Source organism: Amaricoccus sp. (genome assembly GCF_017995835.1).
Classification (GTDB): Bacteria; Pseudomonadota; Alphaproteobacteria; order Rhodobacterales; family Rhodobacteraceae; genus Amaricoccus.
Genome location: NZ_JAGOID010000013.1, coordinates 34,638 through 47,151 on the forward strand (window position 1 = coordinate 34,638; position 12,514 = coordinate 47,151).

Here is a 12,514-nt window from a genome sequence, read left to right on the forward strand (position 1 = left end):
GCGATCTCCCTCACTTGCCCGGGCACTTCATGGCGTGGCCCGCCATGCCGCCGGCGACGCCGCCCGCGGTCATGAACAGCGACCGGCCAAGGCCGCCGCCGAGAAGGCTGCCGAGCGCAACGCCCGCCACGGCCCCGCCGACCGTCGCGGCCGTGCAAGCCATCTCGTGGGTCTTCGACTCGCCGGTCGACTGCGCGCGCGCCGGGGCTGCCCCGAGCGCGATCAGGGCTGCGAGCGCCGCGGCCCCCATCCAGTGGTTTCTCATCTGCCTCGTCTCCGTGGTCCGCGGCGCGCTGGCCAGCGGCCAGACCCTGCGCCGGGGGCGGTTCTTGGCCCGCCAGCCGGTTGCTCCAGCAAACAAGCCTCTATCGGGAAGACTTACGTCCCTCGAACCTGATAGTCGTCCGAAATGAATAACTTGCCTGCGAGCGTTAACCTACTGATGCTATCGTGCCGCTGTCAAGCAAGAACCTCGTTTCGAAGCGCGCACCCAGCCTGCGAGGCAAGCCGGCGTGCGTCGCTCATGACGTCGGCGCCATCCAGTCGATGTCAGGGCCGATGGGAACGATCCCGGTCGGATTGATGTTGCGGTGGCTGCCATAGTAGTGATGCGTGATGTGGTCGAAGGCCACGGTGTCGGCCACGCCGGGATTCTGGTAGAGGCGCCGCGCGTAGTCCCACAGGTGCGGATGGTCGACGATCCGCCGGCGGTTGCACTTGAAGTGCCCATAATAGACCGGATCGAAGCGGAAGAGCGTAGTGGCGAGCCGCCAGTCGGCTTCGGTCAGCCGGTCTCCCAGGAGCCAGCGTCGCCCGTCGAGCCGGTCCTCCAGCCAGCCGAGCGTCTCGAAGACGTCTTGCGCCGCCTCGTCATAGGCGCTCTGGCCGGTGGCGAAGCCGGCGCGGTAGACGCCGTTGTTGACGTTGTCGTAGACGCGGGCGTTGACCGCCTCGATCTCGCCGCGCAGCGCCTCCGGCCAGTAGTCGTCATGGTTTCCGGTGATGCCGTCGAAGGCCGAGTTGAACATTCGGATGATCTCGGCGGATTCGTTCGAGACGATGCTCGACGTGGCCTTGTCCCACAGGACCGGGACGGAGACGCGGCCGGAGGCCTTCGGATCGGCGCGCAGGTAGATGTCGCGCAGAAAGGCCGAGCCATGGAGGCTGTCGCCGGTCGCGCCTGGGAAGTCGGTGGCGAAGGTCCAACCCTCGTCCAGCATCAGCGGGTGGACGACGTCGACGCCGACATGCGGGGCAAGCCCCTTGATTGCGCGGAAGATCAGCGTCCGGTGCGCCCACGGGCAGGCGAGGGAAACGTATAGATGGTAGCGTCCGCTCTCCGCGGCGAAGCCGCCGCGGCCCGTGGGCCCGGGCGATCCGTCGGCGGAGATCCAGTTGCGATAGCTGGTCTTCGAGCGCCTGAAGCTGCCGTCGCCGTTGGCGAAGCCGCCCGCGTCGCTCCTCCACTCTCCGTCGACCAGTTGGCCCATGTCATGTCCTTTCATAGCGTCGCTACCCGGAGGCGCGGATCTCCCCCGCTCCGCGATTAACCGCGCCGGCTCGGAAGCGTTGCCGTTGAAGAGCATTTGCCGTCTCCTGTCCATCGGCGGATGCGACAGGAGGCGGGGCGATGCATTGCGATGCGGACGGCGGCCGCGGGGCGCCGCGCGGATTCAGGCCGGGGCTGGTGCTCGAGGCGGGAACGCGGCGCTTTCCCATCCTCGACCTCTCGGCGGACAGCTGCCTCATCGAGGCGTCCGACAGCGCCGCGCTGCGCGGCTTTGCCGACATCTGGGACGGGGAGCGTCACCTGTCGCAATGCCTCCTGGTGGTGGCCGCGCCCGAAGGCGACCTGCTGCGCTGCTCGTTCAAGCGGCGGACGCCGTTCCGGCTGGAGCCGCCGCGCGACTTCGCCTGACGCGCGGCGCGCGACGCAGAGGCGGGGAAGCCGCTGGCGTCCCGCGACGCGGGCCCTTAGGTTCTCCGGGCCTGCCCCCGGAGAAGTCCGATGATCGAGACGCCCTATCTCCTGTTCCTCGGCGACGCGCCGGACGCGCTGGCGGCCAAGGTCGCGCAGGGCGTGCGCGACTGGCGGCCGGACGCGGCGATCGGGCAGTACCGGATGCCGGGCTGCCGGGCCGACATGGGCCTGCCCGACATGACCCTCGCCGAGGCCGCCGCCGCCGGGGTTCGGACCGTCGTCATCGGCGTGGCGAACCGCGGCGGGGTGATCGCGCCGGCGTGGATCAGCGTGCTGGAGGAGGCGCTGCTGCACGGGATGGACCTCGCCTCGGGCCTGCACAACCTTCTGCGCGACGAGCCGCAGCTGGTCGCCACCGCGATGGCGAAGGGGCGCACACTCCATGACGTGCGGTTGCCGCCGACGACCTATCCGATCGCCAACGGCAGGCGGCGGACAGGCAAGCGGATGCTGGCCGTCGGCACCGACTGCTCGGTCGGCAAGATGTACACGGCGCTCGCCATGGAGAAGGTCATGCGGGCGCAGGGGCGCAAGGCGGCCTTCCGGGCGACGGGGCAGACCGGGATCCTCGTGACCGGCGGCGGCGTGCCGCTCGATGCGGTGGTGGCGGATTTCATGGCCGGGGCGGTGGAGTGGCTGACGCCCGACAACGACCCCGACCACTGGGACCTGATCGAAGGGCAGGGGAGCCTGTTCCACGCCTCCTATTCCGGGGTGACGCTGGCGCTCGTGCACGGCGGGCAGCCCGACGCGCTGATCCTGTGCGACGAGCCGACGCGGCCGCACATGCGCGGCTTGCCCGACTATCGGCCGCCGAGCCTCGAGGCGTTGCGCGACGTGGCGCTGACCATGGCGCGAATTGTCAACCCGGACGTGCGGGTCGTGGGCGTGTCGGTCAACACCGCCTCGATGGGCGAGGCCGAGGCGCTGGCGCATCTGGCCGAGGTCGAGGCCCGCATGGGCCTGCCCACGATCGACCCGTTCCGGCAAGGCGCCGGGCGTCTCGTCGAGGCGCTGTTGTGATCGAGACCGAGCGCCTGCGCCTGCGGCGCTGGGAGGCGCGCGACCTCGCGCCGTTCGCCGCCCTGAACGCCGATGTCTGGACGCCGCCGCTGAGCGCGGCACAGAGCGACGCGATGGTCGACCGGCTGGAGGCGCGCTGGGCGGCGGACGGTTTCGCCTTCGCCGCGGCGGAGCGGCTCGCGGACGGCGACTTCGTCGGCATGGTCGGGTTGCAACGGTTTGCCGGCGTGGGGCCGCTCGGGCCGTGCGTCGAGATCGGCTGGAGGCTGGCGCGGGAGCATTGGGGCAGGGGCTTTGCCACCGAGGCGGGTCGGGCCTGGCTCGAATACGGGTTCGGCACGCTGGGGCTCGGAGAGATCGTGGCGTTCACCGAGGCGGGGAACGCCGCCTCGCTGGCGGTCATGCGGCGGCTGGGGATGCGCCGGGAACCGGCCCGGGACTTCGTGCATCCCGACGCGCCGGAACTGGGGCCGCTCCTCGTGCATCTGGTGGCGGCGGCATGAGGATCGAGGTCACGGCCGAGGCGTTTCCGCTGGCGCGGACCTTCACGATCAGCCGCGGCTCGCGCACCGAGGCGCGGGTGCTGACGGTCACGGTGGCGCGCGAGGGCGTGACCGGGCGCGGGGAATGCGTGCCCTATTCCCGCTATGGCGAGACGATGGAGGGCGTGGCCGAGGCGATCCGGGCCGTGCGCGCGGACGTGACGCGAGCGAGGCTGCCGGAGTTGCTGCCCGCCGGGGCGGCGCGCAACGCGCTCGATTGCGCGCTGTGGGACTGGGAGGCGAAGCGCGCCGGCAGGCGGGTCTGGGAACTCGCCGGTCTGCCGCCGCCCGGGCCGGAGGTGACCGCCTATACGCTGTCGCTCGACACGCCCGAGGCGATGCGGGCGCAGGCGGCGGAGAACGCCGGCCGGCCGCTTCTCAAGGTCAAGCTCGGGGGCGAGGGCGACATGGCGCGGCTGGAGGCGGTGCGGGCCGGCGCGCCCAAGGCGCGGATCGTCGTCGACGCCAACGAGGGCTGGAGCGCGGAGGAATACGCGGCGCTCGCCCCGGCGCTTGTCCGGCTCGGCGTGGCGATGGTGGAGCAGCCGCTGCCGGCGGGGCGGGACGAGGCGCTCGGCGAGATGGCGCGGCCGCTGCCGGTCTGCGCCGACGAGAGCTGCCACGACCGGGCGAGCCTGCCGGCGCTCGCAGGGCGCTACGACATGGTCAACGTCAAGCTCGACAAGACCGGCGGCCTGACCGAGGCGCTGGCGCTGCGCGACGCGGCGCGGTCGGCGGGCTACGGCGTGATGGTCGGCTGCATGGTGGGGACGAGCCTCGCCATGGCGCCCGCGGTGCTGGTGGCCCAGGGGGCTGCTGTGGTCGATCTCGACGGCCCGCTGCTGCTGGCGCAGGATCGGCCGCACGGGCTGAGATACGACGAACGGGGCGTCCATCCCGCGACGCCCGAGCTATGGGGGTGAGGATGGGACGCATCGTCTACGTGAACGGGGAATACCTGCCCGAGGAGGAGGCGAAGGTCTCGATCTTCGACCGCGGCTTCCTGATGGCAGACGCGGTCTACGAGGTGACGAGCGTGCTCGACGGCAAGCTCATCGACTTTCCCGGCCACCTGAAGCGGCTTGCGCGCAGCCTCGGCGAACTGGAGATGGCGCGGCCGCTCGACGACGCGGCGATCGAGGCGATGCACCGGGAGCTGGTGGCGCGGAACGCGCTGGTCGACGGCATGGTCTACATGCAGGTCACCCGCGGCGCCGCCGACCGCGACTTCACCTATCCCGAAGGCGCGACGCCGACGGTGGTGGCCTTCACCCAGGCGAAGCCGATGGAGGACACGGTGGGGGCGCGGGACGGGATCAAGGTGATCACCATGCCCGACATCCGCTGGGGCCGGCGCGACATCAAGACGGTGCAGCTGCTCGCGCCGTCGATGTGCAAGATGGCGGCGAAGAAGGCGGGCAAGGACGACGCCTGGCTGGTCGAGGACGGGTTCGTCACCGAGGGCACCTCGAACAATGCCTGGATCGTCACCAAGGACGGGCGGATCGTCACGCGGGATCTGTCGACCCGCATCCTGCACGGCATCACCCGGGCGGCGGTGATCGCATACGCCGAGGCGGCGCAGATGAAGGTCGAGGAGCGCGCCTTCACCGTCGAGGAGGCCCGGGACGCGGCCGAGGCGTTCATGACCGCGGCCTCCGCCTTCGTCACTCCGGTGGTCGAGATCGACGGGGTCGCGCTCGGGGACGGCCGCCCTGGTCCGGTGGCGCGGCGCCTGCGCGAACTCTACCTGTCCGAGAGCCGGAAGCGGGCGATCTAGACAGAAACTGGCTCCACGGTTGAGATCGAGCATGGAATCCGAGGCGATCGATCTGCCTTGCGCGGGCTTTCGCGCGGCGCCCGCGGCGGCGGCGCGCACCCGGACCCGCTTCTCCACCGAGAGCTATGGCTGAATTTGGGTGACGCGGCGCGATCAGGCGGCGCGGCTCTGGCTGGCGTCGACATCGGCGACGCGGTCGGTGAACTTGACGCCTTCGATGACGCGGGGCGACTGGTTCGCGCCGTTCTGTTGGCGGCGACGCCTTGCCCCTTGCGGTGGTCGAATCGAGACTGTCTTGTTCCGCCATGCGCTACTCGGTCCTGTCCATCCTGAAGAACGCCCTGGCCGGCGACGTCGCCTGGGCGCCGGTCTGGCGCGATCCCGAGCCGCAGCCCGCCTATGACGCCATCGTCATCGGTGGGGGCGGGCACGGTCTCGCCACCGCCTACTACCTCGCCCGCAACCACAGGGTCGCCAGCGTCGCCGTGCTGGAGCGCGGCCTGATCGGGCAGGGCAATGTCGGGCGCAACACCACGATCGTCCGCGCCAACTATCTCTTGCGGGGAAATTCCGAGTTCTATTCGCATTCTCTCAAGCTCTGGGAGGGGCTGGAGCGGGAGCTGAACTACAACGTGATGATGTCGCAGCGCGGCGTCCTCAACCTCTGTCATTCCGACGCCCAGCGCGATGCCTTCGCCCGGCGCGGCAACCAGATCCGCTTCCAGGGCGACGATGCCGTTCTGCTCGACCGCGAGGGCGTCAGACGGATCGCGCCGTTTCTAAACTTCGACGACCTGCGGTTTCCGATCCACGGCGGCCTCTTGCAGGTCCGCGCCGGGACGGCGCGCCACGATGCCGTCGCCTGGGGCTACGCTCGGGCGGCCGACGCGCGCGGCGTGGATCTGCTGCAGAACTGCGAGGTGACCGGCATCCGGGTGGAGAACGGCAGGGTCTGCGGGGTCGAGACGACGCGGGGCGCGATCGCGGCGGAGAAGGTCGCCATCGTCGCCGCGGGCCGGTCCGGCCAGGTCGCCGCGCTCGCCGGGCTCCGGCTTCCCATCGAGAGTCACGTCCTTCAGGCCTTCGTCACCGAGGGGCTGAAGCCGGTCTTGCCGGGGGTCGTCACCTTCGGCATGGGGCATTTCTACATCAGCCAGTCGGACAAGGGCGGGCTGGTCTTCGGCGGCGACCTCGATTCCTACAACTCCTACGCGGCGCGCGGGAACCTGCCGGCGGTCGAGCACGTCATGGAGGCGGGCATGGCGCTGATGCCGATGATAGGCCGGGCGCGGGTGCTGCGGTCCTGGGGGAGCATCGTGGACATGACGCCGGACGGCTCGCCGATCATCGACCGGACGCCGGTCGAGGGGCTCTTCCTCAACGCCGGCTGGTGCTACGGCGGCTTCAAGGCGACGCCGGCCTCGGGCTGGTGCCTCGCGCACCTGATGGCGACGGGTCGCCCGCATCCCGTCGCCGCGCGGCTGCGGCTCGACCGCTTCGCCTCCGGCCGCGTCCTCGACGAAGAGGGCGCGGGTGCCCAGCACAACCTGCACTGATGCGGATAGCCTGTCCCCTCTGCGGCGAGCGCGACCTGCGGGAGTTCACCTACCGCGGCGCGGCCGTCCTGCTCGACCGGCCGGCGGAGCCCGATCCGGTCGCCTTCGACGCCTACCTGCACCTGCGCGACAACCCCGCCGGTCCCAACGCCGAACTGTGGCATCACGCCTTCGGCTGTCGCGCCTGGCTGCGGGTGGTGCGCGACACCCGGACCCACGCGATCCTCGAGGTCGGCCTGGCGCGGGACGCCCGCGGCCGCCTTGCGCCCGGGGTCGGCGAGGCGGTCGTGCCCGCGGAAGGCGAGGGGACGGCATGACCCGACTTGCCTCCGGCGGGCTGGTCGACCGGAGCCGGAGGCTCGCGGTCACGTTCGACGGCGCGCCGCTCGTGGCGCATCCCGGAGACACGCTCGCCTCGGCGCTGGTCGCGAACGGGGTGCGGCTGGTCGGGCGCAGCTTCAAGTATCATCGGCCGCGCGGCATCGTCGCGGCCGGGGTGGAGGAGCCGAACGCGCTGGTCACGCTCGGCGCCGGGGCGCGGCGCACCCCGAACCTGCGCGCGACCGAAGTCGAGGTCCATGACGGGCTTGTCGCGGTCAGTCAGAACCGCTGGCCATCGCTGCGCCGGGACGCGATGGCGGTGAACGACCTCCTGTCGCCGTTCCTGTCCGCAGGCTTCTACTACAAGACCTTCATGTGGCCGCCGGCGTTCTGGGAGCGGCTCTACGAGCCGATGATCCGCGCCGCCGCCGGGCTCGGGGCGCTCTCGGGCGAGCGCGACCCGGACGCGAGCGAGAAGGCCTTCGCATTCGCCGACCTGCTGGTGATCGGCGCCGGGCCGGCCGGGTTGATGGCGGCGCTGGTCGCCGGTCGGGCCGGGGCGCGGGTGATCCTCGCCGACGAGGATTTCCGCCTCGGCGGGCGGCTCAACGCCGAGCGGATGGAGGTGGACGGGCGCCCCGGGGCCGCGTGGGCCGGGGAGGTCGTGACCGAGCTCGCGGGCCTGCCGAACGTGCGGCTGATGCCACGGACCTCGGTGATCGGCGCCTATGACGGCGGAACCTGGGGCGCGGTCGAGCGGGTGAGCCGGCATCTGGCGGAGCCGCCCGCCGACGCGCCGCTCGACGCGTTCTGGCGCATCGCGGCGCGGCGCGCGATCCTGGCGACGGGGGCGATCGAGCGGCCGATCGCATTCCCCGACAACGACAGGCCGGGGGTGATGATGGGCGGCGCCGTTCGCGCCTATCTCAACCGGTGGGCGGCGGCGCCGGGGCGGCGGGCGGTGGTGTTCACCAACAACGACGACGGCTGGCGGACGGCCGAGGCGCTCGTCGCGGTGGGGATCGAGGTGGCGGCGCTGGTCGACGCCCGGCCGGGCGCGACGCCGCCGGCGGGGCCGTGGCTGGCGGCGGCCGGCGCCGTCGTGACCGGAACGCGCGGGCGGCGGGGTCTTCGCGCCGTGCGGCTGCGCGACGCGGCGGGCGAACGCTGGGTGGAGGCCGACCTGCTCGCGGTCTCGGGCGGCTGGAATCCGAGCGTGCATCTCGCGTGCCATCTCGGCGCGCGGCCGGTCTGGGACGAGGGAGTCGCCGCCTTCGGGCCGCCGGCGGACGGCGTGCCGGGGTTGCTGGCGGCGGGCGCGGCGGCGGGGGCGTTCTCGACCCGCGCCGCGCTTGCGGGCGGCGCGGCGGCGGCGGCCGAGGCGCTGGCGGCGCTGGGGCTTGCCGCTGGTACGGTCGACATCCCGGAGGCGGAGGACGGGCCGGTCGCGGTGACGGCGTTCTGGCATGTCGCGGACGCCGGGGGGCGGGCCTGGGTCGACCTTCAGAACGACGTGACGGTGAAGGATGTGGCGCTGGCGGCGCGGGAGGGCTTCCGGGCCGCCGAGCACATGAAGCGCTACACGACGCACGGCATGGCGACCGACCAGGGCAAGCTCGGCGGGCTGCTCGGGACGGCGGTGCTGGCGGGGCTGACCGGGCGGTCGGTGGCGGAGACCGGGATAACGACGTTCCGGCCGCCCTGGACGCCCGTGCCGATCGCGGCGCTCGGGGCCGGGGGGCAGGGGCAGGGCTTCGCGCCGGAGCGGCTGAGCCCGGCCCACACCGCCATCATCGCGCGCGGCGCGCCGCAGACCGAGGCGGGGTTGTGGCGGCGGCCGCTGTGCTTTCCCCGGCCGGGCGAGGCGACCGTGCGGGCCGCCTGCGACCGCGAGGTGCGGATGGTCCGCTCGACGGTCGGGGTCTGCGACGTCTCGACGCTCGGCAAGATCGATGTGCAGGGGCCCGACGCGGCGGCGTTCCTCGACCGGGTCTATGCCAACACGATCTCGACGCTCGCGCCCGGGCGGGTGCGCTACGGGCTGATGCTGCGCGAGGACGGCTTCGCCATGGACGACGGAACCGTGGCGCGGCTCGGGCCCGCGCATTTCCTCGTCACGACGACGACGGCGGCGGCGGGCGAGGTGCTGGCGCATCTCGACTTCGCCTACCAATGCCTGTGGCCGGAGCTCGACGTCGCCTTCGCCTCGGTGACCGACCACTGGGCGCAGGTCGCGGTGGCCGGACCGCTGGCGCGGGAAGTGGTGAACGCGGTCATCGACGCGCCGGTCGGGAGCGACGGCTTTCCTTTCATGGCCTGCGGGCCGGTTTCGGCGGCGGGCGTGGCGGGACGGCTGTTCCGGATCTCGTTTTCGGGCGAGCACGCCTACGAGCTGGCGGTCCCGGCGCGCCACGGCGCCGCGCTGTTCGACCGGCTGGTCACGGAGGCGGAGGCTCGGGGCGGCGGGGCCTACGGACTCGAGGCGCTGAACGTGCTGAGGATCGAGAAGGGCCATCCGACCCATGCCGAGCTGCAAGGGCGGACGACGGCGGACGATCTCGGGCTCGGGCGGCTGGTCGCGGCGGGCAAGGACTGTATCGGCAGGGGTGCGGCCGCGCGGCCGGGCCTGTCAGACCCGCAGCGCGAGCAGCTGGTCGGGCTGAAGGCGATCGAGGCCGGCGGGCGGCTGGTCGCCGGCGCGCACGTCGTGCTGCCGGGCGGGCATACGACGCCGCCGAACGACCTCGGCTATCTCACATCGGCGTGTTTCTCGCCGACGCTCGGGCGCGAGATCGCGCTGGGGTTCGTGCGGAACGGGCGGGCGCGGACGGGCGAGACCGTGCGCGTGGTCTGCCTGCTGCGCGGGCACGACACGCCGGCGGAGATCGTCGCGCCGGCCTTCGTCGATCCGGAAGGAGAGCGGCTCCGTGGCTGACCTCGCCGCCCGCCCGGCGCTCGCCGCGTGCGACCTGCCGTTCTCGGCCGGCGCAGCGAGCCTCGCCGCGCTGCCGGAGGCGGCGATGCTGGAAATCCTGCCGTTCCGAGGGCGCGCGGCGGCGGTGGCCGCCGTGCTGGGCGTCGGGCTGCCCGCGCCGGGCCGTGTCGCGAGGCTCGACGGCGCCACGCTCGCCTGGGCGGGGCTCGACCGCTGGCTCGTGCGCGGGCCGGCGGCGGGCGCGGCGCTGGCGGCGCGGCTCGATGGTCTGGCGGCGGCGCTCGACCAGACGGACGGCTGGATCGGGCTGGCGCTGGGCGGCGGCGCGGCGCGCGAAGTGCTGGCGCGGCTCGCGCCCGTCGACCTGGCGCCGGAGGCGTTCCCGTCGAACGCCGCGGCGCGGACGGCGCTGCGGCACGTGCCCTGCCTGATCCTCGCGGCGGGGGACGGGTTCGAGCTGCTGGCGCCGCGATCCTGTGCGACGGCGGTCGTGGCGGACCTCGTCGGGGCGATGCGGTCGGTGGCGGCGCTGGCGGAGATCGCTGACCCTCGAACATGACCAACAAGTGACTGATAAACCGTAGTTGTGCAACCAATTCCTGTCCCATGATACCAATTGCGGGATCACGGAAGAGCTGGGAAGACCTCGGGCTATCTCGGAAGAGCGGCGTCGGCGGCCGCTCGGGTGCGGCGGCGGGAGGCCCATGCGTGGATGGCGGAGTGGCGGACGCGACGCTCGGGCGGGAAGTATTCGGCGACCTCGTCTGCGCGGCAGCCGCCGGCTTGACGCCAGGGCGATCCACGTGCTGGCCGCGTTCTCGACCGACCTCGGCGCGGTCATCGGGGACCTCGTGGTCGAGCCCGACCAGAACGAGATCACCGCCGCAATGGCGCTCCTGAAGGATTTGCCGCTCGACGGCGCCGTGATCACTGGCGATGCGATCTTCACGCGAACCGCGAGATCTGCCGCGCCATCCGGGATGGCGACGGCCACTATCTGTTCGTCGTCAAGGACAACCAGCCGCAGCTGAAAGCCGGCATCGCCGAGGCCTTCGGCGACCATTCCCCCCTCGGACCCGCACCGCGTGGACAACGGGCCGCCCCCTGACCTGCGCTGCGCCGAGACCCTCGAAAAAGGCCATGGCCGCATCGAGACCCGCGCCATCGCGGTCAGCGCCGAGGCTCTCGCGCATCTCGGCTGGCCCGGCCTTGCGCAAGTCGCGCGCCTCACACGCACGCGTCCGCTTCGGGGCCCGCGCCCTTGCCAGCATACGCAACGCCACCCTCGCCCTCGTCCGCAGCCTGCCGCTCCGTGAAGCCCGGGAAAACTTCCACGAGGATCGTTCGTACGCCATCCAGGTCGTAACCGGACGCATTCTTTGAATGGCCCTGGCCCCCGCCGACGCTCCCGTCAGTCGGTTTCTTTCATGAGCTGCGCCTTCGCGACGTCGAGGTACGAGGCCAGTTTGGCGCGAATGGTCGCCTCGTCGGCAAGCGTCCCGAGATCGGCCTTGAGCTTGCGGACCACGTCCTCGTGCCCGTCCTCCTTGAAATCCTCGCGCACGATGTCGAGCGCGTAGCGCACTTCGTCGTCGCCGGTCTTGCCGAGCAGCCGCGCCGCCCAATGGCCGAGCAGGCGGTTGCGCCGCGCGTTCGCCCGGAACTGCAACTCCAGGTCGTGGGCGAACTGATTCTCGAAGCCCTTCTCGCGGTCCTTGAAGCTGTCGCTCATCACGCATTCCCCTGTCGCGTTCCGGTACGTCCGGGAGATAAGCGCTGGAACCCGCTTCCGGCAAGGGCGCAAAGCCGCGTCGCGGCGACTTCCCCGCCGGCCGCCGGCCCGCCGCGCGTCCGTCTCCCGCCTTCAGATGTCGAGATCGACCCAGACCGGCACGTGGTCGGACGGCTTGTCGCGCCCGCGGACCTCGGCGTCGATGCCGCAGGCCACCAGCCGGTCGGCCGCCTGCGGCGTCAGCAGCACGTGGTCGATGCGGATGCCGTTGTTCTTCGGCCAGGCCCCGCCCTGGTAGTCCCAGAAGGTGTAGACCTTCGGCTCCGGATGGGTGACGCGCACGGCGTCGGTGTAGCCGAGGTTGACGATCCGCCGCCAGGCGTCCCGGGTCGCCGGAAGAAACAGCGCGTCGCCCTCCCAGGCCCCGGGGTCGTAGCAGTCGATCGGCTCCGGGATGACGTTGAAATCGCCCAGCAGCGCCGCGGTCTCCTCCGCGGCGAGAAGCTCGGCCGCGCGGGCGCGGAGCCGCGCCATCCAGCCGAGCTTGTAGTCGTACTTCGGCCCGGGCGCGGGATTGCCGTTCGGCAGGTAGAGGCCGCAGACCCGCAGCGCTGCGACCTCGCCGACCATGGTCGCCTCGATCC

13 protein-coding genes and 1 pseudogene are annotated in these 12,514 nt (G+C 72.1%); 10 read left to right on the forward strand and 4 right to left on the reverse strand.

All coding sequences use genetic code 11. The features are described 5' to 3' along the window. Nucleotides 1-10: 10 nt before the first annotated feature. Nucleotides 11-265, reverse strand: coding sequence for a hypothetical protein (locus KBA23_RS03980; RefSeq protein WP_290737077.1), 255 nt, complete (start codon nucleotides 263-265; stop codon nucleotides 11-13). 256 nt (nucleotides 266-521) lie between these two features. After that, nucleotides 522-1,490, reverse strand: coding sequence for a glutathione S-transferase family protein (locus KBA23_RS03985; protein ID WP_290737078.1), 969 nt, complete (start codon nucleotides 1,488-1,490; stop codon nucleotides 522-524). Nucleotides 1,491-1,630: 140 nt separating this feature from the next. Between KBA23_RS03985 and KBA23_RS03990 the strand changes: the two genes are divergently transcribed. From KBA23_RS03990 to KBA23_RS04035, 10 genes and pseudogenes are all read left to right on the forward strand, one after another. Next, nucleotides 1,631-1,918, forward strand: coding sequence for a hypothetical protein (locus KBA23_RS03990; protein WP_290737079.1), 288 nt, complete (start codon nucleotides 1,631-1,633; stop codon nucleotides 1,916-1,918). Nucleotides 1,919-2,008: 90 nt separating this feature from the next. Then, on the forward strand, nucleotides 2,009-3,004 hold the full coding sequence (dgcN, locus tag KBA23_RS03995; protein WP_290737080.1) for an N-acetyltransferase DgcN: 996 nt from the start codon (nucleotides 2,009-2,011) through the stop codon (nucleotides 3,002-3,004). After that, nucleotides 3,001-3,507, forward strand: coding sequence for a GNAT family N-acetyltransferase (locus tag KBA23_RS04000; protein WP_290737081.1), 507 nt, complete (start codon nucleotides 3,001-3,003; stop codon nucleotides 3,505-3,507). The genes dgcN and KBA23_RS04000 overlap by 4 nt, the downstream gene beginning before the upstream one ends. Then, on the forward strand, nucleotides 3,504-4,469 hold the full coding sequence (gene dgcA / locus KBA23_RS04005; protein ID WP_290737082.1) for an N-acetyl-D-Glu racemase DgcA: 966 nt from the start codon (nucleotides 3,504-3,506) through the stop codon (nucleotides 4,467-4,469). Before KBA23_RS04000 ends, dgcA begins: the two co-directional genes overlap by 4 nt. A 2-nt stretch (nucleotides 4,470-4,471) precedes the next feature. Then, complete coding sequence (locus tag KBA23_RS04010; protein WP_290737083.1) at nucleotides 4,472-5,326, forward strand: D-amino-acid transaminase; 855 nt, start codon at nucleotides 4,472-4,474, stop codon at nucleotides 5,324-5,326. Nucleotides 5,327-5,631: 305 nt separating this feature from the next. Beyond that, nucleotides 5,632-6,882, forward strand: a complete 1,251-nt coding sequence (locus KBA23_RS04015) for a sarcosine oxidase subunit beta family protein (protein ID WP_290737084.1) — start codon at nucleotides 5,632-5,634, stop codon at nucleotides 6,880-6,882. Further along, nucleotides 6,882-7,199: a sarcosine oxidase subunit delta gene (locus KBA23_RS04020; protein WP_290737085.1), complete on the forward strand. Its 318-nt coding sequence runs from the start codon at nucleotides 6,882-6,884 to the stop codon at nucleotides 7,197-7,199. Before KBA23_RS04015 ends, KBA23_RS04020 begins: the two co-directional genes overlap by 1 nt. Continuing rightward, nucleotides 7,196-10,138, forward strand: coding sequence for a sarcosine oxidase subunit alpha family protein (locus tag KBA23_RS04025; protein ID WP_290737086.1), 2,943 nt, complete (start codon nucleotides 7,196-7,198; stop codon nucleotides 10,136-10,138). Before KBA23_RS04020 ends, KBA23_RS04025 begins: the two co-directional genes overlap by 4 nt. Continuing rightward, a complete protein-coding gene (locus KBA23_RS04030; protein WP_290737087.1) occupies nucleotides 10,131-10,697 on the forward strand; it encodes a sarcosine oxidase subunit gamma family protein in 567 nt (188 codons plus the stop codon). Before KBA23_RS04025 ends, KBA23_RS04030 begins: the two co-directional genes overlap by 8 nt. Before the next feature lie 238 nt (nucleotides 10,698-10,935). Then, nucleotides 10,936-11,443, forward strand: a pseudogene (locus KBA23_RS04035) (ISAs1 family transposase); the annotation flags it as partial. A 106-nt stretch (nucleotides 11,444-11,549) separates the two neighbouring features. Here KBA23_RS04035 and KBA23_RS04040 read toward each other — a convergent pair. Then, on the reverse strand, nucleotides 11,550-11,870 hold the full coding sequence (locus KBA23_RS04040) for a DUF1476 domain-containing protein (protein WP_290737088.1): 321 nt from the start codon (nucleotides 11,868-11,870) through the stop codon (nucleotides 11,550-11,552). Between the two features lie 132 nt (nucleotides 11,871-12,002). Next, nucleotides 12,003-12,514 (reverse strand): exodeoxyribonuclease III (locus tag KBA23_RS04045; protein ID WP_290737089.1); only part of this gene is annotated, 512 nt, incomplete at its 5' end.

Bases quoted from the DNA above. Each gene is read 5' to 3' on its own strand.
- KBA23_RS04015 (WP_290737084.1), top strand. From the start codon at position 5,632: ATGCGCTACTCGGTCCTGTCCATCCTGAAGAACGCCCTGGCCGGCGAC.
- KBA23_RS04025 (WP_290737086.1), top strand. From the start codon at position 7,196: ATGACCCGACTTGCCTCCGGCGGGCTGGTCGACCGGAGCCGGAGGCTC.
- KBA23_RS03985 (WP_290737078.1), bottom strand. From the start codon at position 1,490: ATGGGCCAACTGGTCGACGGAGAGTGGAGGAGCGACGCGGGCGGCTTC.
- KBA23_RS04010 (WP_290737083.1), top strand. From the start codon at position 4,472: ATGGGACGCATCGTCTACGTGAACGGGGAATACCTGCCCGAGGAGGAG.
- KBA23_RS03980 (WP_290737077.1), bottom strand. From the start codon at position 265: ATGAGAAACCACTGGATGGGGGCCGCGGCGCTCGCAGCCCTGATCGCG.
- KBA23_RS04020 (WP_290737085.1), top strand. From the start codon at position 6,882: ATGCGGATAGCCTGTCCCCTCTGCGGCGAGCGCGACCTGCGGGAGTTC.
- dgcA (WP_290737082.1), top strand. From the start codon at position 3,504: ATGAGGATCGAGGTCACGGCCGAGGCGTTTCCGCTGGCGCGGACCTTC.
- dgcN (WP_290737080.1), top strand. From the start codon at position 2,009: ATGATCGAGACGCCCTATCTCCTGTTCCTCGGCGACGCGCCGGACGCG.
- KBA23_RS04040 (WP_290737088.1), bottom strand. From the start codon at position 11,870: ATGAGCGACAGCTTCAAGGACCGCGAGAAGGGCTTCGAGAATCAGTTC.
- KBA23_RS03990 (WP_290737079.1), top strand. From the start codon at position 1,631: ATGCATTGCGATGCGGACGGCGGCCGCGGGGCGCCGCGCGGATTCAGG.